Source organism: Shewanella sp. 0m-6 (genome assembly GCF_052977325.1).
Genome location: NZ_JBRIMD010000012.1, coordinates 1 through 21,817 on the forward strand (window position 1 = coordinate 1; position 21,817 = coordinate 21,817).

The 21,817-nt window shown below is 45.3% G+C and carries 21 protein-coding genes and 1 tRNA gene; 4 read left to right on the forward strand and 18 right to left on the reverse strand.

The genetic code is table 11. The annotated features are described in order from the left end of the window. Positions 1-296: 296 nt before the first annotated feature. Both ACVBJC_RS10850 and tyrP read right to left on the reverse strand, forming a co-directional pair. Positions 297-387, reverse strand: a tRNA-Ser gene (locus ACVBJC_RS10850). A 164-nt stretch (positions 388-551) separates the two neighbouring features. Further along, on the reverse strand, positions 552-1,754 hold the full coding sequence (gene tyrP / locus ACVBJC_RS10855) for a tyrosine transporter TyrP (protein WP_447160882.1): 1,203 nt from the start codon (positions 1,752-1,754) through the stop codon (positions 552-554). 473 nt (positions 1,755-2,227) lie between these two features. Between tyrP and ACVBJC_RS10860 the strand changes: the two genes are divergently transcribed. Next, entirely contained in the window at positions 2,228-2,719 is a 492-nt protein-coding gene (locus tag ACVBJC_RS10860) for a TlpA family protein disulfide reductase (protein WP_447160881.1), read from the forward strand. A gap of 36 nt (positions 2,720-2,755) precedes the next feature. Then, positions 2,756-3,280, forward strand: a complete 525-nt coding sequence (locus ACVBJC_RS10865; RefSeq protein ID WP_447160880.1) for a GNAT family N-acetyltransferase — start codon at positions 2,756-2,758, stop codon at positions 3,278-3,280. Positions 3,281-3,435: 155 nt separating this feature from the next. On the opposite strand, the gene ACVBJC_RS10870 is transcribed toward ACVBJC_RS10865, so the two are convergent. Next, a complete protein-coding gene (locus tag ACVBJC_RS10870) occupies positions 3,436-4,026 on the reverse strand; it encodes a hypothetical protein (RefSeq protein WP_447160879.1) in 591 nt (196 codons plus the stop codon). Between the two features lie 78 nt (positions 4,027-4,104). Continuing rightward, positions 4,105-4,659 (reverse strand): hypothetical protein, encoded by a 555-nt coding sequence (locus ACVBJC_RS10875; RefSeq protein ID WP_447160878.1) that lies wholly within the window; start codon positions 4,657-4,659, stop codon positions 4,105-4,107. 231 nt (positions 4,660-4,890) lie between these two features. Here ACVBJC_RS10875 and ubiD point away from each other — a divergent pair, with 231 nt between their 5' ends. Both ubiD and fre read left to right on the forward strand, forming a co-directional pair. Then, positions 4,891-6,372: a 4-hydroxy-3-polyprenylbenzoate decarboxylase gene (gene ubiD / locus ACVBJC_RS10880; protein WP_447160877.1), complete on the forward strand. Its 1,482-nt coding sequence runs from the start codon at positions 4,891-4,893 to the stop codon at positions 6,370-6,372. Positions 6,373-6,480: 108 nt separating this feature from the next. Continuing rightward, positions 6,481-7,191: an NAD(P)H-flavin reductase gene (gene fre, locus ACVBJC_RS10885; RefSeq protein WP_447160876.1), complete on the forward strand. Its 711-nt coding sequence runs from the start codon at positions 6,481-6,483 to the stop codon at positions 7,189-7,191. Between the two features lie 139 nt (positions 7,192-7,330). Here fre and ACVBJC_RS10890 read toward each other — a convergent pair whose 3' ends face one another. The 14 genes from ACVBJC_RS10890 to ACVBJC_RS10955 form a co-directional block, all read right to left on the reverse strand. Then, complete coding sequence (locus tag ACVBJC_RS10890) at positions 7,331-8,335, reverse strand: substrate-binding domain-containing protein (RefSeq protein ID WP_447160875.1); 1,005 nt, start codon at positions 8,333-8,335, stop codon at positions 7,331-7,333. 53 nt (positions 8,336-8,388) lie between these two features. After that, entirely contained in the window at positions 8,389-9,306 is a 918-nt protein-coding gene (gene rbsK / locus ACVBJC_RS10895) for a ribokinase (protein ID WP_447160874.1), read from the reverse strand. A 121-nt stretch (positions 9,307-9,427) separates the two neighbouring features. Further along, positions 9,428-10,327, reverse strand: coding sequence for a ribose ABC transporter substrate-binding protein RbsB (rbsB, locus tag ACVBJC_RS10900; RefSeq protein ID WP_447160873.1), 900 nt, complete (start codon positions 10,325-10,327; stop codon positions 9,428-9,430). A 92-nt stretch (positions 10,328-10,419) separates the two neighbouring features. Beyond that, positions 10,420-11,397 (reverse strand): ribose ABC transporter permease, encoded by a 978-nt coding sequence (gene rbsC, locus ACVBJC_RS10905; RefSeq protein WP_447160872.1) that lies wholly within the window; start codon positions 11,395-11,397, stop codon positions 10,420-10,422. Next, positions 11,394-12,899, reverse strand: coding sequence for a ribose ABC transporter ATP-binding protein RbsA (gene rbsA, locus ACVBJC_RS10910; RefSeq protein ID WP_447160871.1), 1,506 nt, complete (start codon positions 12,897-12,899; stop codon positions 11,394-11,396). The genes rbsC and rbsA overlap by 4 nt, the downstream gene beginning before the upstream one ends. An 18-nt stretch (positions 12,900-12,917) precedes the next feature. Next, positions 12,918-13,337, reverse strand: a complete 420-nt coding sequence (gene rbsD / locus ACVBJC_RS10915) for a D-ribose pyranase (protein WP_447160870.1) — start codon at positions 13,335-13,337, stop codon at positions 12,918-12,920. A gap of 534 nt (positions 13,338-13,871) precedes the next feature. Further along, positions 13,872-15,155 carry a winged helix-turn-helix domain-containing protein gene (locus ACVBJC_RS10920; RefSeq protein ID WP_447160869.1) on the reverse strand — a complete coding sequence of 428 codons (1,284 nt, stop codon included), beginning with the start codon at positions 15,153-15,155 and terminating at the stop codon, positions 13,872-13,874. Positions 15,156-15,484: 329 nt separating this feature from the next. After that, the gene (locus ACVBJC_RS10925) at positions 15,485-16,309 is read right to left on the reverse strand and encodes an ABC transporter permease (RefSeq protein WP_447160868.1); all 825 of its coding nucleotides are present in this window, start codon (positions 16,307-16,309) and stop codon (positions 15,485-15,487) included. A 4-nt stretch (positions 16,310-16,313) separates the two neighbouring features. Continuing rightward, positions 16,314-17,222 carry an ABC transporter ATP-binding protein gene (locus tag ACVBJC_RS10930; RefSeq protein ID WP_447160867.1) on the reverse strand — a complete coding sequence of 303 codons (909 nt, stop codon included), beginning with the start codon at positions 17,220-17,222 and terminating at the stop codon, positions 16,314-16,316. A 51-nt stretch (positions 17,223-17,273) separates the two neighbouring features. Then, positions 17,274-18,590: a nitrous oxide reductase family maturation protein NosD gene (gene nosD, locus ACVBJC_RS10935; RefSeq protein ID WP_447160866.1), complete on the reverse strand. Its 1,317-nt coding sequence runs from the start codon at positions 18,588-18,590 to the stop codon at positions 17,274-17,276. A gap of 89 nt (positions 18,591-18,679) precedes the next feature. Then, positions 18,680-19,144, reverse strand: coding sequence for a nitrous oxide reductase accessory protein NosL (locus tag ACVBJC_RS10940; protein ID WP_447160885.1), 465 nt, complete (start codon positions 19,142-19,144; stop codon positions 18,680-18,682). Between the two features lie 189 nt (positions 19,145-19,333). After that, complete coding sequence (gene nrfD / locus ACVBJC_RS10945; protein WP_447160865.1) at positions 19,334-20,281, reverse strand: NrfD/PsrC family molybdoenzyme membrane anchor subunit; 948 nt, start codon at positions 20,279-20,281, stop codon at positions 19,334-19,336. 2 nt (positions 20,282-20,283) lie between these two features. Then, positions 20,284-20,994 (reverse strand): 4Fe-4S dicluster domain-containing protein, encoded by a 711-nt coding sequence (locus tag ACVBJC_RS10950; RefSeq protein WP_447160864.1) that lies wholly within the window; start codon positions 20,992-20,994, stop codon positions 20,284-20,286. Positions 20,995-21,056: 62 nt separating this feature from the next. Beyond that, entirely contained in the window at positions 21,057-21,770 is a 714-nt protein-coding gene (locus ACVBJC_RS10955; RefSeq protein WP_447160863.1) for a tetratricopeptide repeat protein, read from the reverse strand. Positions 21,771-21,817 lie beyond the last annotated feature (47 nt).

A 21,817-nucleotide genomic window follows, 5' to 3' on the forward strand; every position in this document is an offset into this window, starting at 1 on the left:
CTTGGGGTTCAATCCTGTTTAGATCAGAATGCGAAAAGGCCTCAACATTTCTGCTGAGGCCTCATCTAAATGTGGCGCCGGGATAGCTGACTTTAAACAACAGGACCCCTTAGGGTTCCAATCCCTATCAAATCATTGCGCTAAACGAAAAAAGGCTCATCATTTCTGATGAGCATTTCGTCTTGAATGTGCCGGAGGGATAGTCAATTTAAATAATAGGAACCCTTGGGGTTCAATCCTGTTTAGATCAGAATGCGAAAAGGCCTCAACATTTCTGCTGAGGCCTCATCTAAATGTGGCGGAGGGATAGGGATTTGAACCCTAGATGGGCTATAAACCCATGCCGGTTTTCAAGACCGGTGCATTCGACCACTCTGCCATCCCTCCGAACGCCGCAGATAATAGGGCTCCTCGACGTTAATGTAAAGCCCAATTTGATTCAAGTGACCAAAAAATCATCCGATATCGAAAATTACAGCTTAATGAGCTATTTTTCAGTCAATTACTCACTTAAATCTGGTTGCAGCTCAATGCATCAGCTCTAGTTAAACCTAACCAACAGCTGGCAGTTGATTAAAAATCTGCATTAGTTGTACGCTAATAATTAATACCCCCGCCAATGTAGCAATGATTAATCCCGCCTTGCCCCCCTTAACTCTATATCCTTCCAATCCCACCTGTTTACGCTGCGCCGTAACCATAGCCACTGGCAGAAAAACCGCCAAAATAACTAATGCGAAGGCTGCGTAGCCCAAGGCGGTGATAAAGCCTTGTGGGTAAAACAATGCAAAACCCAGTGGCGGTAGAAATGTCACTAAGCCCACTTGCACTCTATGACTTGGTTTAGCACTACGTTTAAATAGATCTGCAAGAAAGTCATATAAACCTAAACTCACTCCAAGAAATGATGTCGCCAATGCCAGATCGGCAAAGATTGATACCGCATTAGCAATCATTGGATTGTGTAACATCCGGCTCAAAGAGCCGATAAAGCCATTTAAGCTTTGGCTCGTCATTAATTCTTGCTGAGGTAACACGCCTTGGCTCGCTAGCATCCATACCACATATATCATTAGTGGCAATGCCGAGCCCACAACAATGATCCAGCGCAGTGCCTTAGTATCTTTACCTAAGTAGCGCACCACTGATGGAATGGAGCCGTGAAAGCCAAAAGAGGTGAATATTACAGGCAATGAAGCAAACACCAACCCTTGATGCACAGGTAAAGCCACTAGATTCTCGACGGAAACATGAGGCAGTAGCAAAAACAGCATCACCACTAACGCGATGAGCTTAAGTGAGAACAGACTTCGATTAATCATATCGACCGAGCGAGTCCCTATTGCCACCACAGTACCGATCAGCAAGGTAAAGATAATCGCCCCAGCCTGCATGGGCAGTTCTAATTCGAACCAATGAGTTAATTTACTGTGGATCTGCTCACCGCCACCAGCGATATAAGCAGCACATAGCGCGTAGAAAAGAAACATCATTGCAAAGCTCGCAATCACCTGCCCTTTTCTTCCCAATAGCTTGTGCGCCAGTGTGTGCAGTGTGGCATCGACAGGTGCAAACTGATGCACTTCAATCATGAGCAAGGCGGTATAGGTCATCAAAGACCAAATCAATAGCATGATAATACTGGCCACGCCAAAGCCAAGCCCAGACGCCGCGAGGGGTAATGCCAACATCCCAGCACCAATAGTGGTACCCGCAATAATTAGCATGCTGCCGAAGATTTTACTGTTATTCATTTATGGTGTTCCAAATTAAAGAGAAAGGCTTCGGAACGGGCATAGATAGTGGCCAGCTTCCGAAAGATGGAATTGCCACAATGGAGTGATTTAAAACATGAGGGGGAGTTTATAACCTCTATCTACGCCATTGTGGCTATAGATAGTAGTAAGCCTCGATCGGTGTTAATAACACGTAAAAATCCTTGGTAGTCACTGTTAATCAATGAGTTAGCTAACAGCTTAATAGGTAAGCCTCCACGATAGGGTGTCCTCGTTCGGCTGTCAACAAACATAAGTGATTTATTATTAAAAGCAGGCGCTATAAGCTTTACTCGTCTATCACTCGCTAGCCCCTAAATAGAGCATGTTCAGTCACATGCTGTTGCAAGCCAAGCTTATACATTCGATTACACGTCTGTTAGATTAACAAGTCAGCATGTTCAATCGCACTAAAACCACTATAAGAAACCAATTAAAAAGAATGGATGCTAATGAAAACGCTTAAACGACTTTTTGCCAGTTTACTCATACTAACCATAACAGGCTGCGCCACAACCGAAAGCCAACCCGAATACCTTACCTATGTAAAAGCGGGCGAAAATGTTCCCGTCACACAGTTCGTCGATACTCAGGGCAATACCATTGATCTTGCAGAATCAAACAACAATAAGCTGATAATTCTATTTGCAACTTGGTGCCACGACTCACAACGCACTATGAAGCATCTTGTTAACTCTAACCTTCATCTCAGTCCAAATGTCGACATCATAGGCATTGGCCGTGAAGAAACACCTGCCTCACTCGATAAATTTGCAGATGAGTATGAATTAAATTTCCCCTTAGTCGCCGATACTGACAGAGCGATCTACTCACAGTTTGCCAATAGTGGCATTCCAAGATTGATCTTGTTAGATGCTGGTAATAAAGTGGTTAAAACCATTATTGGTGAGACTGAGAACGCGATCACTGCAGTAGTGTGGTAATAGCGATTGCCGCAAAAGATTAGACAAGGAAAGCCAATGAGCAAACTCATTACCGAAACACCAAGGTTAATTATTAGAGAGTTTAACCTCGATGACGTACAAGCCGTCTACGACTTCAACGCAGATGAGAGAGTCAATCTCTATACTGGCGATGCAGGCGTTGTTAAATCACTTGCCGATGCAGAGCGCATCATCCGCGACATTTGGTTGAACGAATACCTGCAGTTTGGTTATGCTCGCTGGGCAGTAGTATTAAAAGAGTCCAATAACGTCATTGGGTTTTGTGGCTTTAAAAACGATTACCGCATTGATGAGACAGATATTGGTTATCGCTTTGCGCCTGAGCACTGGGGTAAAGGTTATGCCACCGAAGCCAACCAAGCCTGTATTGAATACGCTAAAAACCATATGGATTTAGATTATATTGTCGGCGATGTCGTTGAGAGAAATCACGCCTCAATTAATGTACTCAAAAAGCTCGGTATGACGTTCAACAAAAAGTTTCAAGATCTAGGGTTTATCATTCAACGCTACGACATGTACCTAAAAGCCAAGAATTAGCCCTAATAAAAATTGAGTTACAATCTCAACTTGAGCCGTTAAATCGAGCCAAAAGCCACGAATAAAGCCCCGTTAGTCTGCACGATTAACTGGGCTTTGTAGACTTTGCGCTTTGCAGATTAGCTTTCAACAAGCAACATACTATACTGACAACCCTAACTCGCGACCTCTTGAATGCCGGCATTACAGCTGCGAATAGCAGATGGGGTTAAACCGTGTAAATGCTCAATAAGCTTAAAACATAGTTCGATATATTGAATCGCTTCCGCTTTACCCACCTCATAGCTCACCGCATGGGCAACCTTATTACGTAACTGGCGTAATTCACTAAACAGCTTTCCTTGTTTAGTATTAATTAGCTGCTCGCTTATCAAGATATTCTCAATATGTTTATAACGAGTATTCTTATCTAAGGTAATGTTATCGCAGTGAGATTTAATCAGCAGCTCGGCGGCCAGGTCCACCTGTTCCCAAGCTTCAATAATGGCTGAATTGGGTAAGTGATTCGCAGAGGCTATGAGTCGCGTCTTTTTATCGGTCTTTAACTCAGGAAATACACCTTCTGCTTGCTGAGTCACAGCTTTTAATCCTTGACCAAACTCCACCTCTAAATCTTTAAACTTCAGTTTTTTGGCTAAAGGGATCAAGGTCGATATCGGCCGCTTTAAACTCACCACAGCAAATACCAGCACGGTAGGCCAAATCAGTTTGTCGATTAACTCAATGGTAAATTGCATCCAACTCATTGCGCTTGCTTCCATGTTGCCGCCACTTTTTGTGGCAACAGAGTAACAAGATCCGCAAGCAGAATAAAACCGCCAACACTACTTAACCTTCTGATAGGTATTGGTGTTCCAATCAAACACATACTCCACACCTTGCCATTCATACACAGTGCGTCCCTCTTTTTGAATCACCCGCGCATTATCCGGTAACCGACTTAGCCCTGTTGAATAACTTACGCTGGTCGTCACTCGCTCTGGAGGCCTAACGACTTTTGGCTTTGGAGCTTGGTAAGTTTGCCTGTCATAACGATAAGGCGAGTAATAGCGATTGTTGTAGCTGTATGGGTAGCGCCAGCGAGAGCCGACTCCCCAGTTATAACCAGGACGCCAACCGGATCTGTAATAACCATTGCGATAAGGGTAGCCGTACCAACTGTTAGATACCCCCACGTTCCAGCGCCAAGGATCGCGGTAATCAACATTACTCCACCCAAGGCCAACGCTAACATTACTCAACACTTGTGATGCCGCCACCGGTGCCAAAACCACAGCCCTTGCAGCAACAGGGGTTATCGATACCGCCCCATCTGCCATCGCGATAGTTATCGACCCAGTAAATAAGCCAATCAAGGCTGTAAACTTAAGTGCCTTCATCCCTCCTCCTCTGTTGTAACAAGCCAACAAACGTAGCATTACTTAGTTAAGTTTACGCTCAAATATGCCTTAAACCAATCTCGCTGACTAAGCACTTACCTACAAAGGGAATTGTATCAGTAAAGCCTGAAATATATTGAGGCCACGCATTGACGAACAAGCGTTTAACGCACGTTGGAATAGTGCTATAGTGCGCGCCATATCACAGTTTATAGCGATGAGAATTCCCCTATGAGTTTTAAGGATTTACGCAGCTTTATAGACCACTTAGAAGCCAATGGTGAGCTTAAGCGTATTAGTCATCCCGTTGATCCTCATTTGGAAATGACAGAGATTGCCGATCGCGTGTTACGCACCAAAGGCCCGGCTCTGTTGTTTGAAAATCCAGTCGGCAACGACATGCCCGTTTTAGTTAACTTGTTTGGTACGCCCAAACGAGTCGCCATGGCATTAGGTAAAGAAGATCCGCTCGCGCTGCGCGATGTAGGTGAACTGCTGGCATTTCTAAAAGAGCCAGAACCTCCTCGTGGCTTTAAAGACGCCATTTCAAAGATCCCCATGTTTAAGCAAGCGCTAAACATGCCGCCTAAAACCGTGCGTAACCCGCCTTGCCAACAAGTGGTTAAAACCGGCGAAGAGGTCGATTTAACTAAGTTACCGATCCAGCACTGCTGGCCAGGCGATGTTGCGCCGCTAGTGACTTGGGGACTCACTATCACCAAAGGCCCACGTCAAAAGCGCCAAAATCTTGGTATTTACCGCCAGCAATTACTGGGTAGAGACAAGTTAATCATGCGCTGGCTAGACCATCGCGGCGGCGCATTAGACTTTAAAGATTTTAAAGAAAAACACCCAGGTGAGCGTTACCCAGTCGTGGTTGCATTAGGTGCCGATCCGGTGACCATTTTAGGTGCTGTTACCCCCGTGCCCGACGCTATGAGCGAATATGCCTTCGCAGGACTATTGCGCGGTGAACGAACTGAAGTGTGTAAAGCCCTAAGCTGTGATTTAGAAGTGCCAGCCACCAGCGAAATCATCTTAGAAGGTTATATAGACCCCGATGAGATGGCAGAAGAAGGCCCTTACGGCGATCACACAGGTTACTATAATGAGACCGACTCATTCCCAGTGTTTACGGTGACGCACATTACCCACAGAAAAGATGCGATTTACCACAGCACCTATACCGGCCGTCCACCAGATGAGCCAGCGATGCTAGGTGTGGCATTGAACGAAGTCTTCGTGCCTATTTTACGTAAACAGTATCCTGAAATTATCGATTTTTACCTGCCGCCAGAAGGCTGTTCGTATCGAATGGCGGTGATCTCAATTCGTAAGCAATACCCAGGACATGCCAAACGTGTGATGATGGGAGCATGGTCGTTCCTACGTCAGTTTATGTACACCAAGTTTATTGTCGTGGTCGATGAAGATGTAAACTGCCGTGACTGGAACGATGTGATCTGGGCAATTACCACTCGCATGGATCCAAAGCGCGATACGGTTATGATTGAAAACACCCCAATTGATTACCTCGACTTTGCCTCTCCGGTGGCGGGTCTTGGCTCAAAAATGGGAATGGATGCAACCAATAAGTGGCAAGGTGAAACCGACCGCGAATGGGGCACTCCTATCGTGATGGATGAAGCCGTTAAGCAGAAAGTAGATGCTATCTGGGATGAGCTCGGTATCGATGATGCACCGACGCTGTAATCACTGTGCCACACAATTAGCTAGACTTTATATTGCCTGCAGAGCTTCTGCAGGCGCGTAAATTTATATCGAATAAGCTTCCAAAGAGAGGCGCATCAAGGAATAAAGATGAACACTATTAGCTGTACGATTGAAAAAGTAGCGCCGTTTAATAATGCCGTATATCAGGTCATTTTAAAGCCTAGTACTCCATTTGATTTTAAAGCAGGTCAATACCTTTGTGTGGTGATGGGTGAGAAAGACAAACGTCCATTCTCCATTGCCTCTGCACCCGATGCTGAACATATTGAGCTACATATCGGTGCAGCTGTTAGCGAAAGCTACCCTATGCAAGTAGTAGAGCGTTTAAAAGAATGCTTAGCCACAGGTAACAGCATTGACATCGAAGTGCCTGGCGGCGACGCGCATCTACGTGCAGACAGTCAACGCCCACGTTTACTGATTGCTGGCGGTACGGGTTTTTCTTACATCAAGAGTATCGTTGAACAAAAGATTGCTTTAGGCCAGGAAGTTGAAACCACGTTTTATTGGGGCTGCCGTAACCAGGAAGCCATGTACTTTGAGACCATTGCTCGCCAGTGGCATGAAGCGCATCCGTGGCTCAACTTTGTTCCAGTCATTGAAGAAGCCAATGCTGACTGGAAAGGTAAAGAAGCCAATCTGCTAGAGCAGATTAAAAACGACTTTGACAGCCTAAGCGGTTACGACATTTATATAGCGGGTCGTTTCGACATGGTTGGCGCAGCACGTGAAGTGTTCCGTACCATGGGCGTTGAAGAAGATCACCTTTACGGTGACGCATTCGCGTTTATTAAGTAAACCGAATACCACTGGCATAGCCCAGTACCAACTTGTCAGTAAAGCGCTTAAATAAAAGCGCTTAAGTAAAAACGATCAAAGGCGAATGAAAGCTAATTCATTCGCCTTTTTATTTATGCTGTTACTTTTTACCCACGCTTTATCTTTGGCTCACGCTAGCGCGCACTGTCACTCTTGGCTCAATATCCATAAATTGCTGTGGCAAGCTTGGGTCTTGTAATCTAGCGATTAACGCATGCACCGCCGCGGCGCCTAAACGTGCTTTAGACTGATGAATACTGGTTAGCGCGGGCGTCATAAATTTTGCCAATTGAATATTGTCGTAGCCGATAACGGATAACTGCTCAGGGATCTTCACCCCTGTCCGCTGGGCTTCATGCAATACACCAATGGCCATCATGTCATTACACACAAATAGTGCGCTAGGCAATTCCCCCGTCGCTTGCAGCTTGGCAAACGCCGCCTTGCCACCTTCGGTTTCAAAGTTGCCCTCGACCACCCATTTAGGATTAATCGGTAAGTTTGCCGCTTGCATGGCATCGACAAACCCCTGATAACGTAAGTCAGCCTGCTGGCGGTTACGCGGGCCAGTAATACAGCCTATTTCAGTGTGGCCGTTATCAATTAAATACTGAGTTGCCAATATGCCACCTTGACGAGAATGCCCCTGAATTTTATCGCAAGGAAAATCCACCAGGCCCCAATCCATGACCACTACAGGTAACGCTTCTAAGCGGCGATAAATCAGTGCATCATCACCCTCGAGCATAGCGCACATCATAATTAGGCCATCGACACGGCGCTCAATTAACGTGGTTAAGGAGCGCTTTAGGCGCTGGGCGTCACCCTCGGTATTACACAAAATAAGGTTGTAACCCTGCTGATAACAGGCTTGCTCAACACTGCGTACCACTTCAGCATAAAACGGGTTAGTAGAGGTCGTCACCAACATGCCAATGGTTTTAGTGCAGTTTTGCTTAAGGCTGCGAGCCACCGCAGAAGGACCGTGATAATTGAGCTGTTGCGCTGCATCTTGCACCCGCTTAGCAATGTCCTCACTCACAAAGCGGGTACCATTCATCACATGGCTCACTGTTGAAGTGGAAACGCTCGCAAGTTTAGCGACATCTTTCATCGTGGCCATCTGGGTTAACTTCCTATCTAAATAACGATGTTATTAACTGTTTTTATAACAAATTAGTGCGTAGCTAAAAACTGCTCAACTTCAGCACGGCTTGGAATCGATGTTTGTGCGCCAAAGCGGGTCACTGAAATCGCCGCAGCGCCGTGAGCAAACACCACCGCCTGCTCAATAGTTTGACCTTCAAGTATTGCCGTAACAAAGGCACCATTAAAGGTGTCGCCTGCAGCGGTAGTATCGGTCACTTGTACTTTAAAGCCAGCAATAATTTTACCTTTACCCTGCTCACTTAGATACACGCCTTTTGCACCTAAGGTGATCATCACAGTCGCAATCCCTTTATCATGCAGTACGTTGGCAGCCTTGGCAGCGCTGTTAGCATCATCAACCTTAATACCAGTTAGGAGCTCAGCTTCGGTTTCATTTGGGGTAATAATATCAAGCATCGACAATAGCGAGTCAGGTAAGCTGCGTGCTGGAGCGGGATTTAATATCACCTTGGTGTGTTGCGCTTTAGCGATGCTCGCCGCCAGTTCAATACCTGCTAGCGGGGTTTCAAGTTGCATTAGTAGATATTCAGCAGCGGCTATTTGGCCGCTATGTTGCTCAACGATCTCTGCTGTCAGCGCATCATTTGCCGCAGCCGCAATACAGATGCTGTTTTCACCGCTGTCGCTCACCTGGATCATCGCAATACCCGTAGGGGTATTTGTCATCATGTGTACAGCAGATACATCCATGCCATCTTGCTCAAAACTATGACGGATATTTTTACCAAAACCGTCATCACCCACACAAGCGATAAATCCGGTATCAGCACCTAATCGCGCAGCAGCAACCGCTTGGTTAGCGCCTTTACCACCAGGGATAATTTGATAATTGTAGCCATGCAAGGTTTCTCCTGGTCGCGGAAAAGAAGCGACTTGAAGTACATGGTCGGCATTGACACTGCCTAAAACGATTAACTGAGACATTTACCTATTCCTTGATGTTCTCTGAGTCGCTGCCAACCTCTTTAATGTTGGGCTCAGAGTGAAACGCGCCTTGAATCAAGCTCAAAAACGCAGCACACTAGTGTGACAAATTATGAATAAATTACTGTGTTGCAGTAATGATTTTTAACGCAACAGGTATCGATTTTTCGACCTGATTGCCTTTTAAGATCTTGTCGGCCATCACAATAGCCGTAGCACCGAGCAACTCAGGCTGCTGAGCAATGGTCGCCGATAACTGGTTTCGTCTTACCGCGGCAATGCCTTCGTCGGTGCCATCAAAACCAATCACCATGATATCTTTACCTGCCGCTTCAATGGCGCGTAATGCACCTAAGGCCATTTCATCATTTTGAGCAAATACCGCCTGCACATCACCGTTTGCCGCTAACATATTTTCCATCACGTTTAAGCCTTTTGAGCGGTCAAAATCCGCGGGCTGACTCGATAACAGGTTTAAGCCGTGAGCCTTAATGGCATTGCTAAAACCTTCACCCCGCTCACGGGCAGCTGACGTACCCGCAATGCCCTCAAGCTGAATGACCTTGGCATTAGCGCCGAGGGTATCAGCAATAAACTGCCCAGCTAATTCGCCACCCGCAATATTATCAGAGGCAATATGGCTGACGATATCACCGCGCTCTGCTGTTCTATCTAGTGTCAGCACCGGAATGTTAGCGCGATTAGCCGTGCCGATAGCATTGGTCACAGCTAACGCATCGGTTGGATTAATCAAAATCGCTTTTACGCCGCGCATGGTTAAGTCTTCAACGTTAGCGAGCTCTTTGCTTGGGTCGTTCTGCGAGTCCAGTGCAATCAGCTTATAACCTAGCTCTTTTGCCTTAGCTTCGGCGCCATCTTTCATGCTGACAAAGAATGGATTGTTCATTGTCGACAGCACGATAGCAATCGCATCCTGGGCACTAGCGCTAAAAGGCGCACTCGCTGACAACAATGCTACTGACAACAGAACTGACACTTTTTGATTAGCAAGTCGCTTCATGGTAAACCTTTTTAATACAGGGAATGTACACAAGCAGCACGCTGGGCGCACAGCTTATCAATACTTACGCTTTTTCCTATCTAGACCTTTGCCTATCTCGACTTCTGCTTAGTATCGATTAATACCGCCAGCAAAATCACGCTGGCTTTGGCGATCATCTGGTAGTAAGACGACACATCGAGCAGGTTTAAGGCGTTGTTCAAAAAGCCAATAATTAATGCCCCAATTAAGGTGCCCATAATGCGCCCTTTACCACCCATCAAACTCGTGCCACCTAACACTACCGCGGCAATCGCATCAAGCTCGTAACCCATACCTGCCGTAGGTTGCGCCGAAGATAAACGTGCGGTCACGATAATACCAGCGAGCGCCGCCATTGAGCCACAAATGGCATAGGCCGCGATCTTGACCTTATCAACCGCAATACCTGATAAACGCGCCGCTGACTCATTACCACCCACAGCGTAAATATAACGGCCAAAGCGTGTGTGATTTAACAAATACCAAGCGCCAGCAAACACCACCGCCATCAACCACACCGGCACAGGAATGCCCAGCACATAGCCAGTGCCTAGCCAGGTAAAGCTATCGGCGGTGTCAGTAAAACCTGTAGGTACAGGGCGACCATCGGTGTACACCATAGTCACACCGCGTAGCAGTGTCATGGTCACCAAGGTGGCGATAAAGGCTTGCACCTTACCTTTGGCAACAATAATGCCGCTGATAGCCCCAAGCGCCGCGCCCGCGATTAATGCCACAGGCAAAGCAACCATCACAGGCACATCCATACCGATTAAAGTCGCCACGATTGCGCCACTTAAGGCTAAAACCGACCCGACACTCAAATCGATACCCGCTGTCAGAATAACGATTGTCATCCCTACCGCAATAATCGCGTTAACCGAGGTCTGGCGTAAAATATTAAGTAAGTTATCTACCGTTAAAAAGTTTGGGCTCAGTAGCGACACCACAAAAATTAGGCTAAACAGGGCGATAAGCGATTTTTGCTCAATCAACCACTCTTTATTAATTCTCTTATAGAATGGCTGGACTGTAATTAACTGGCTCATGCAATATCCTTGTTTAATGTTTTACCAACGGCGCAAGCAAGAATGGTTTCTTGATCTGCTATCGCGGCATCAAATTCGCCACTGATCTGGCCTTGGTGCATCACTAAAATACGATCAGACATCCCCAGTAACTCAGGCATATCCGATGACACTAAAATAATACTCATACCTTGCGCCTTGAAGCGGTTGATAAGATCGTAGATCTCTTTCTTCGCGCCCACATCTACACCACGAGTTGGCTCATCTAAAATAAGCACCTGCGGCAGAGTCATTAAGCCTTTGGCGATTGACACTTTTTGCTGATTACCACCCGACAAATTACCAATACGGGCATCACGGCTAGGTGTTTTGATATTAAAGGCATCAATAAAACGGTCGACTTCGGCCATTTCATCATTGTGGCGCAGTTGTAGCCCAGTACTTAACTTGGCTAATGCGCAAATAGACATGTTTTCTTTAACCGACAAGTCTAGCAATAAGCCATCGCCTTTACGGTCTTCTGAAATATAAGCAATACCGGCATCAAGTGCTTGCTGCGGATTATTAATCTTAATATCACAGCCATTCAGGGTTAGCTGCCCCTGGGTTTTAGCACTTGCGCCAAAGATCATCTTCATCAGTTCGGTGCGCCCGGCACCCATTAACCCCGAAAAACCTAAAATTTCTCCTTGGTTAAGGTTAAAGCTCACGTTTTCAACCCCAGGGCCTGATAGTTGATTTACTGCCAATCTGCAGCCTTGATGAGTAATCGCAATGCGTGGATATTGGTCGGCAAGCTTACGGCCCACCATGCGCTCAATGAGTTGATCTTCGTTAATGTCGCTAATCGCACACTCATGAATAAAACCGCCATCTCTAAGCACGGTTACCGCATCACAAATGGCAAAGATCTCTTGCATGCGGTGAGAGATATAAACGATACCGCAGCCTTGGTCACGCAACTCATTAATGACTTTAAACAGCGATTGAGTTTCAACGTCGGTGAGGGCGTCGGTAGGCTCATCCATGATGATGACTTTTGAGTTAAACGAAATGGCTTTGGCTATTTCCACCATCTGCTGCTCGCCTAAACTCAGCTTACCGACCAAGGTTTGCGGCGCATGGGTTACCGATAGGCGTGTTAGTAGTGCCGCTGCTCGGGAGTTCATTTCATCCCAAAGTATGCGGCCAAAACTAGAGGTGATTTCACGTCCCAAAAAGATGTTTTCAGCAATGGTGAGCTCAGGTAGTAAATTCAGCTCCTGATGGATAATGCTAATGCCAGCTTGCTGTGAATCACGCGGGCCATCGAAACTGCGCGCCTTACCTTGGTAAACAATACGGCCAGCATCTAAGTTGTAGATCCCGGTGAGCACTTTCATTAATGTCGATTTGCCCGCGCCGTTTTCTCCCATCAATGCCATCACTTGGCCAGGGTAAACATTTAAGCTAGCTTTATCGAGCGCCTTTACCCCGGGAAAAGACTTTTCTATCGCTTGTAACTGTAATATTGCTTGGGTCATAACGTGACTCCGGTAAGCTTAAAATACAACACCAGTTTTAAAAATCACATTGGCATAAGGCGTGCACTCACCGGTGCGGATCACCGCACGACTATGTTGAGTTCGTTGCTTAAACGCTTCATGGCTAATGTACTCAATCGAAAAAACACGCCCTGTTGCTTGCTGCTCAAGCTCAATCTCAGCCAATAGTGCTTGATGGCACTCGGGGCTGACATCGGCAAACTCTTGCGCTAATACCACACCCTCGATTTGCGAGCTCGCTAGCCAGACCTTAACGGTGGCAATAAAGCTAGGTACCCCATGAGTCAAAGCCAGATCTATGCGCTGTACTGCCGCTGGGATCGGTAGTCCGGCATCACAAATAGTCACTTCATCGGTATGCCCCAGCGTGGCTGCAAGGTAATTCATATCTGCATTGAGCAAAGCGTGCTTGTTCATCTATCAACCTAAATGATTATGGCGACAACATCGAAACGTTTCGATAGCAATGCAGCGAGCATAATCGAAACGTTTCGATAATACTTGAAGCAGCATTAAGATCTGTGAAGGATCTAACAGAAATATCTGCGATCAGTGGAGAGAGTGATGAGTAAAGGAGTGACTAGAAGCGGAAGTTCTGAGTTTAGCACTCGGTCAAACAATACAAAAAAAGGCAAAACAGGGTAAAAAGAAGGGGCTAGATCCTAGGGCGCTTCGCTGCGAGGACGGGCTACTAGGAACAGCAAAAGACAAAAGCACCGCCTTTTCCGCTTGTTAGCTTTTGCTAGAACCTGCTCTTCCTAGAACCTAGAACCTAGATTCTAGATTCTAGATTCTAGAACGCTGCGCGGCTAGAGCGGACTACGTCCTGCTATACAATCAAAAGAAGGCACACCGTTATCTTTTGTTTTCCGTCTTAGCTTATACCGTCTTAGCTCTAACCTGCTTTTCCTAGAACCTTCTCTTAATCCTAGGACCTGCTTTTAACAGCTATTAAAGCTTCACCTTGTCATATTCAAACCAGGCGACCAAGTTACCTAAAATAGGCACTATCCACACAGCGGTGTCTGCATCTTTGTATATGCGGTAGAAATACAGGTCACTATCGATGATCTCGTGCTTACGGATCTCACGATAAAAGTGCATCGCTGATGGGCTGACTTGATCCGGCTTGATTAGCTCTTTTTGCGACACTTTGACATGGAATACATCCACATCTAAGTCATTAATTTTTTCCTGATACTGAGTAAAATCACCTTTGATCTTATATTTTATCGGAGTGGTCTTACACTCTTCATCGGTTACGCACGCCGCAGAATAAAACTTACCTGTGTTTTCATCATCATAGATAAGTGACAGACTGATGTCTGAGCGCACCAACATATTACCTTGAACAGGAAAATACACATCTGCGTGATAATGATGCTCAATAAAGCCACTGGTGCCGGGCTCATCATGAGGGATGATGACGCGATTATAACGAATGCGCTGTTCCATCATATGAGTTAACTCGGTAAAGGTTTTCATATTCAAACCCGCTGGCGTTAAGTCAATCGCGGTAATATTAATTAAACCTTTACCCGAACAGCCATAGGTATCTGCCTCGGGGCATGCCGCCATCGAATAGTAGTTACCATCGGTGACAGCGTAACCTTTAAACTTGCTGATATCACTTAAGTGGTTCGATTCCGGGGCCAGATGTTTTTGCCACATAGAGGGGTGCAGATGAGCGACATTATCTTTATGGATAAGCGCAACATCTTGCTTAACGCCACCAATATTTAACTGAATATTTTTCTCTGCATCCCAACTGTTCTTAGCTTTTACTACGCCGTGATAATCACTGAAGTACCAAACAGACAAAGCGATCAGCGCGACAATAATAATACCGCTTATTTTGACCAATAATGACACATCAACAATGGCAGCGCGCACCGATTCTGGGTCATTCACTGCCAGCATTTTGATGTGAGAACGCGTTGAGACATTAAGCTGATACCCGCGGCCAGCTATGGTGCGCAACATGACTTCGGGATAAGCTTCTAGCTTCTTTCTGAGGGTACTAACGCATTGAGTTAGCGAGGTTGCAGCCACAACCCGATCGGGCCAACCAGCCGCTAATAGATCTTCTTTAGTGCATACCGAACTCATTGAGAGTATTAATTGATGCAAAACCGCCGACTCCGATACAGTCAGAGTTATGGTTTTATTATTTGCATGATCGACTAATTGTTTAGCCTCTTCATCCAGCTCCAAATATGGAGTAACTTTTAGCACCCGAAACCTCTACAAATCAATTCACTGCAACTCGAACATTAATACGACTTAATGCAAGTTTACTAAAAAATGGTTTTAAAAACGTGACTTTACCCTGAAATCAAATCAGCCATCGAAGAACAGGGTGTTAATGCTCACATATCTAACATTTTAACGGTTGAAGACATTTAAATTGTGCTGAATCACTTTAAACGCTTTATTCAACATAGCTTTATTATCAAGCCTTCAATAACAATCATCGAATATCAGTTCTGTAATATCAGTTCTGATATATCGAGGACACATCTTTACCACTTAATTTATTTAAACTACTAAAACCTACCTTCACATTATAAAGCTCGGCGTTTAAATAATTGGTTAGCGATAAACACTAACATTGCAACCCACAACAACATCACGCCATAAAGCGCCAACTTTCCCCATGTAACAGAAGAGATCATCGCTAAACTTCCACCGCTAACATCTGTACCGATTAAATTTATCGCTCGATAGAGATCGGTTGGATTAAGTGCAATTAAGAGGTTGATTATATACTGATTAAAAAAGGCGAGATCTGCAACTAATATTGTTAATAACAGTAAGTCATAAATGAGAACGAACACAAACCAAACGAATAAAATACTGGCAACGGCTTTAGCTTTCTCTGTTGATTTAAGACTGACGATATAACCCAATAAAATAAAAGCGATGGCGAGCAAAATGCTGCTCACTATAAATTGGCCAAACTGAGTTAAGGTCTTAGCAACCTCATAATCACCACATACAAGCAATAATAATGCGGTCAAACTAAAAGCGCTGCCAATGGTGACACTCATAATCAGGCTATGGCCTAACAGCTTGCCCATTAGAATTTGTAAACGAGTGATTGGGTAAGACAATAACAGCAATAAAGTACCGGATTCATCCTCCCCCACAAACGCATCGTAACTCACCAGCATCGCCGCGAGCGGAATGATAAACACCGAAATCGTCGACAGGCTTGATATCAACGCATCCAATTGAGGCAAAGCCAAATGCCCGGCTACGGCGCTGCCCGCAAAGGTTACGCTCAACGATAAGATTAAAAATATTAATGAGATAAACAACACCCAGCGATTACGTAGGCTATCTTGGATCTCTTTTTTAGCAATAACACACACAGGAGATGTCAGCATAACCTTAATTTACCTCTGCAACTTGAGAGCATTGACCCATATAAAAATGATAGATATCAGCCAATGCAGGCTCTTTAAGACTAAAATCAAACACTTGGCACTCAGATGTTAATAACTGCAATACCTCAGCCTTAGACAGCTCATCTAACAGCAAGGCATTGTCAGCATAAAGTGCAGCTAATTTCGGTTGCCCGCAGATGACACTTGCAAGCTGGGGCGAGGTCAGTCGAGTTTTAAGACCGCTAGCCTGGCTTAACTGCGCTACGCTGCCCGATGCCAGCGCCTGCCCTTTGGCTAAGATAAGCGCGATATCGATATTATGCTCAATTAGTGATAGTTCATGGGTGCACACAATCACCCCGCAGCCTTGCAATTTAAGCTCATCAATTTTGCCGTACAAAAATTTAGAGGCCACAGGATCGAGCCCAACCGTTGGCTCATCAAGTAGCAACAACTCAGGTTCACTCAAAATAGCTTGAGCAAAACCCAGGCGCTGCTTCATGCCTTTAGAGTAGGTTTTTAACGCTCTATTTTGGGCATATTCTAAGCCAAACTCTTCAAGCAACTGGCTGACTCGCGCCTGGCCGACGCCCTTTAAAGCGGCAAAGTAACTTAAAATTTCTTTACCCGTTAATTTGTCATAAAAGCTCACACTTTCAGGTAAATATCCAATTTTTAAGTCTGCACTGCGCGTTAGACACGACAGATCTTGCCCAAGAATACAGACATTACCCGCAGTGGGTTTTATCAAGCCTAGGAGGATTTTAATCAGAGTCGATTTACCCGCGCCATTATGGCCAAGTAACGCCATAGTTTGGCCGCGTTCAACTGTAAAACTCACATCATTAACTGCAGTAAAATCGGCAAACTGGTGTCGAATATGGCTAGCTGATACCGCTAAAGCAGGGTTCATCGATTCTCCGAAAGGCGGTTATTTGCTGACTAAAAACATCATCTCGTCCGCCTAAAAACTAAAAGCTGGGTTCATCTCTAATAACGGGTAACTGTCGACAATCCCGCTAGGGGCTGTGATCTCAAACTGACGTTGAACCCAGCGCAGTACGACAACAATTGGGCTACCCATCAAGAAGTTAGCTTCAGGATAAAGCCAGAATAATTTATCAATCTTATCATTGGGCTGATAGGCCGTATTGCCCACACCATCTAAATTGTGATCCCAGCCGAGGTATCCACTCCAGTAGTTCCCTCGGCCAGCATGGCTCCACTCCAATAATGCATCACCGACATACTTAACCTGAGAAAAGTTATCAATAAACTGGTTGCCATAAACGTGATTCCCCTCTCCTCCCATGGCCATATAAAAGCCAATATCATTATGAGCAAAGTGGTTATGGATAATGGTGTTATCTCGAGCACCGTAAACGAATATGCCTTTACCCTCTTGGCCTTGTACTTGGTTTTCACTGCGGTTAACGATCTGTTCGACTCGATTAAATTCCACCAGCGAGTCTTTGGTCATGTTCAGCAAAATACCGAAATCGATAGCCTCCCATACCTGATTACGGTGGAGGTGAATGCGTTTCGAGTCCATCAAGGCATAACCACCATCGACCTGATAGCTCTGGTTATTAAAGGCTTCATCGTCTTGGGTGTACATGTAATGAATACCGTACTGCTGGTCAAATAATCGATTAGCGTACACTCTACTTTTACTGCCAGATTCAAGGTAAACCCCGTCTCTGACCTGCGAGATAGTATTGCCCCAGATCTCGGCGCCAACAACGTGCTGCAAATGAATGCCATCACCGCGGTCCAAGGTATATAAGGTGTTGTTACCCACAATCACGTTATCGTGGATTTTGATATCGTTTAGCTCATCGGCGCGAATACCAAAACCGTTACCTTGCAAACTGTTGTTATGGATTTTTACGCCATCACTGCCTGGCTCAACTAAAATACCGGCATCGCGCTCATAATGATCATTGCCCCAGTTTTCAATTCTCAGCCCTGAGATCTCAACATTAGCAGCAAACACCGTTATTGCGCTGCCCACGCTATTAGCATCAATAATGCTGTCGCCAAGGCTTGATAATATAATCGATTGATGGATTTTTAGTGGGCCTTGATAACGCCCAGCATCGAGAACAATTCTGTCGCCAGCCTTAGCATGAGTTAACGCCAGCTGTAGCTCCTGGCTGTTAGATACGGCTAAATGGGCGCCATTACAGCCAGTGGCATAGAAGGTTGCATATACCACTAGCAGCCAACGTAATATGCTGACGTTCTGCGCCAGCACTTTTCGTAAAGGTGAGCGACTCATAAGATACCGTTCCAGCAAATTCTAACGCCAATATTAAGAAGGTGGCTCGTATTAGCCAGCGAGCATTAGCTAAGCCTTAAATGACTCACTTACTCGCCAGCGAGCAGTTCAATCGTGATCTGCTCATAAGTCAGTACCGCGCCACCAAATTCTTGGGCAAACTGGGTTGCACTTTCTTTACTCGAAAATGAGGCAACAGCAGGCCCCATCACCGCTTGTTTACTAGTGCCATAAACATACCAAGCAGAGGTCGCATCAATAAAGCTCTGATCATCAGGTTGCTGCCAATCAGTCTGCGCCATATCATGCACTTTTAGCTGGGTGATCTGGCGCTTATTCTCTGGTTGTAGCGCAAAATTAAACATGTCTCGTGTCGAGCAAAACTTTGGCACTATGGATTCATTCTTTAATCTCAACTGCCCTTTAGGCCCTGGGTATTTAGTGATCATCATGCCGCACAAGTGGCAACGGTCGTGATCATGAATCGGTTCAGCTTGTGTCGACTGCACAGCGGCATCACCTTGACTACAAGCAAACATAAATGGGACTAACATCAAGATGAACATCAATTTTTTCATTCGACTTCCAACTACAACAGAAAGATAGGAAAACTCACCGCTTGTTTTTACAGATGAGGTAACAAGATGTGAGTGTTGAACCAATTGTTGCTCAACTCCTAACACTCACCTTGCAGGGACGAAGCATTAGGAGCGAACAACTCACTTAACTAGCTTGCCTTATGGCTAGATAGCAAAGGTTTGACCAGCATATAGGATGAACATACGCAGACACATCATGCCAGCAACGGCGCACACACCCGATAAATAGAACGCTTTAGCCGAATGACTAAACGACTTACCGGTAGCAAAGTTAAGTAATAGCGGGCCACCAAAACCTAGGCCGACCACACCAAACCAGAACACCGCTGCCCATTCACCGGTATGGAACGCTTCAAATGCACTTTGTGCCCCAGCATTACCCGTCATAAGTGAAGTCACGATCATGAAGATAAATAGCATTTCAGCAATCATGATTGGCCACTCAGCACCATGAAGCACTTTCATATCTTGGCTGTGTAAGTCTTCTTTAAACATCGACACGGCAAGCATTTTGGCTGCTGCTGCGCCCGCTGAAATACCAGAGGCAATAAAGAGTGCTGGTAAAACAGAGGTGTTGATGATAGGAAAACGAACCAGTGCCGAGATAAGGAAACCAGTATAAGCACAGACAGCCAATGCCAATACTAATACGGTGACTTCACATGGGCGGCGAATGCCTTTTAGCTTTTCAACCACAGGTACTAGTACCTTAAGTGCGGGTACTGAGCGGATCTCTTCTTCAAAGGCAAATAGTGCAATCAAAGCCACTAACGGGATATACACCGATAGTGCGATAACACCAATCGACATGACTGAATTTAGGTTATAGAAAACCAGAATTCTCCAGAAAAACAGCGGGTTGGTTAAGTCTAAAACCAGACATAACATACCTAAGCTAATCGTCACAAATGAGATTAATGCTGCCGCTTTATAAAATGGCGTGTTGGTTGTCTGCTTTTTGTAGAATCGCAGGAATAATGCAGTGGCTAGCGCACCACCAGAGATCCCCGCAAAAAACAAGTACACAGCAATAGGCCAGGGCCATGCTAGGCCCTCAGATAACCCCATTGTAAACTCAATATTACCGTCCATATCTATACTCCTAGCTTTACAATAGGGATGTAACGCAAGCTTGGCTCAGTTCCAAATCCTGGCTTAATTCGCACAGAATCTTTTACTCTTAAAAGCTTGCTGATATAGGATGTCGGATCGTTGATATCACCAAAAATCAGTGCATCATAACGGCATTTCTGCACACAAGCAGGTAGCTCACCAATGGCAAGTTTGCTATTAAGGCAGAAGTCACAGTTATCAGCGACATCGGTTTCTTTATTAATAAAGCGCGCATCATATGGGCAAGCTGCAATGCAGTACTTACAACCTGCACACTTAGACGCGTCCATAGTGACAATGCCGGTTTTCTCATCTCGGTGCGCTGCGCCAGTTGGGCAAACGGTCACACAAGGGGCATTCTTACACTGCTGACAAGAGACGCGTACAAACTTACGCTCACAGCCACATTCGGTTGTTTTGCCGCAATGTGGGCAAGGTTGTCCCTCTAATCCACCAGAGTGCTGTTCTAACAACAATCTAGACTTACCTGCTGGTAAGTTATTGGCTAGATTACAGGCCTCTTTGCACTCGCCGCAGCCGGTACATTTATTTTGATCAAACACCATCGCATAATGGGGCTTGCTTGCATCTGACTCACCCTCTTTGACAGAGCTACACCCTAAGGGCGCTATTATCAAAGAGCTGGCTCCTAAGCACTTAAGGAACCTCCGTCTCTCTATATTTTCACTCACAGCATCCTCCAGCTATCAGCTATTTTGCTGATATATTTATACTTATTAGGTTTTACGTGACTTTACTCAGATGCAGCCACTGAACGATTAGCTATTTTTTGCTCTGCTCTTAAAATTGCATTATTAATTGAGGCTCGGTTAACGTTTTGCTTATCGCTTTTAAGTAGAGTCAGCCATTGCTCGATGGCTTTGTCGTACTGACCATTAAGGTAAGCGTGGGTCGCAAGTAACAGGCGAGATTGAGGCTCATATTCGTCGAGCGCTAAGGCTCTGGCGATAACCAAATCAATGTCTAGACTCATTTCACGGTTATCGCGGTAATACATGGCATTGGCTTTCATCCCTAAAATACCTGCATCATCGCCCGACAGTTTGAGTAGCTCATCGAAAGTTTGCACCGACTCGCTATACAGGCCGCCATCAACGTAGGATTGAGCCAGATTTAATAATGCAATTTCATTACTAGGTTGCTCATTGACTTTTTTTGCATTTTTATTGATTTCTGCGGTGATCAGGTAATCAATATTTTCGTCGACCACTCCTTTATTCCAATCATTGAAATGGCCTAATTGTGAGTACATAAGTAAGGTCACACTGACAAGTACAACAACCATCCCAGTCGCAACCTTAAAATCCCCCTCTTTATTGCTGCTATCATCATTAAAAGAGTTAGCTATCGGCGTAACACCTTGCTTTTGACAAGAGTGATGATGACGCCAAATTAAAGTGATAACTGCACATAAAGTGACAGTAATGCCGATAGCTAAACTATTCATAGTGACTCTCTACAAACCAAACTAACTAACTAAAACAATAAACTTAA

What these genes read in the sequence shown, in the direction of transcription:
- tyrP (WP_447160882.1), bottom strand. Translation starts at nt 1,754, where the DNA reads ATGAATAACAGTAAAATCTTCGGCAGCATGCTAATTATTGCGGGTACC.
- ACVBJC_RS10860 (WP_447160881.1), top strand. Translation starts at nt 2,228, where the DNA reads ATGAAAACGCTTAAACGACTTTTTGCCAGTTTACTCATACTAACCATA.
- ACVBJC_RS10865 (WP_447160880.1), top strand. Translation starts at nt 2,756, where the DNA reads ATGAGCAAACTCATTACCGAAACACCAAGGTTAATTATTAGAGAGTTT.
- ACVBJC_RS10870 (WP_447160879.1), bottom strand. Translation starts at nt 4,026, where the DNA reads ATGAGTTGGATGCAATTTACCATTGAGTTAATCGACAAACTGATTTGG.
- ACVBJC_RS10875 (WP_447160878.1), bottom strand. Translation starts at nt 4,659, where the DNA reads ATGAAGGCACTTAAGTTTACAGCCTTGATTGGCTTATTTACTGGGTCG.
- ubiD (WP_447160877.1), top strand. Translation starts at nt 4,891, where the DNA reads ATGAGTTTTAAGGATTTACGCAGCTTTATAGACCACTTAGAAGCCAAT.
- fre (WP_447160876.1), top strand. Translation starts at nt 6,481, where the DNA reads ATGAACACTATTAGCTGTACGATTGAAAAAGTAGCGCCGTTTAATAAT.
- ACVBJC_RS10890 (WP_447160875.1), bottom strand. Translation starts at nt 8,335, where the DNA reads ATGGCCACGATGAAAGATGTCGCTAAACTTGCGAGCGTTTCCACTTCA.
- rbsK (WP_447160874.1), bottom strand. Translation starts at nt 9,306, where the DNA reads ATGTCTCAGTTAATCGTTTTAGGCAGTGTCAATGCCGACCATGTACTT.
- rbsB (WP_447160873.1), bottom strand. Translation starts at nt 10,327, where the DNA reads ATGAAGCGACTTGCTAATCAAAAAGTGTCAGTTCTGTTGTCAGTAGCA.
- rbsC (WP_447160872.1), bottom strand. Translation starts at nt 11,397, where the DNA reads ATGAGCCAGTTAATTACAGTCCAGCCATTCTATAAGAGAATTAATAAA.
- rbsA (WP_447160871.1), bottom strand. Translation starts at nt 12,899, where the DNA reads ATGACCCAAGCAATATTACAGTTACAAGCGATAGAAAAGTCTTTTCCC.
- rbsD (WP_447160870.1), bottom strand. Translation starts at nt 13,337, where the DNA reads ATGAACAAGCACGCTTTGCTCAATGCAGATATGAATTACCTTGCAGCC.
- ACVBJC_RS10925 (WP_447160868.1), bottom strand. Translation starts at nt 16,309, where the DNA reads ATGCTGACATCTCCTGTGTGTGTTATTGCTAAAAAAGAGATCCAAGAT.
- ACVBJC_RS10930 (WP_447160867.1), bottom strand. Translation starts at nt 17,222, where the DNA reads ATGAACCCTGCTTTAGCGGTATCAGCTAGCCATATTCGACACCAGTTT.
- nosD (WP_447160866.1), bottom strand. Translation starts at nt 18,590, where the DNA reads ATGAGTCGCTCACCTTTACGAAAAGTGCTGGCGCAGAACGTCAGCATA.
- ACVBJC_RS10940 (WP_447160885.1), bottom strand. Translation starts at nt 19,144, where the DNA reads ATGTTAGTCCCATTTATGTTTGCTTGTAGTCAAGGTGATGCCGCTGTG.
- nrfD (WP_447160865.1), bottom strand. Translation starts at nt 20,281, where the DNA reads ATGGACGGTAATATTGAGTTTACAATGGGGTTATCTGAGGGCCTAGCA.
- ACVBJC_RS10955 (WP_447160863.1), bottom strand. Translation starts at nt 21,770, where the DNA reads ATGAATAGTTTAGCTATCGGCATTACTGTCACTTTATGTGCAGTTATC.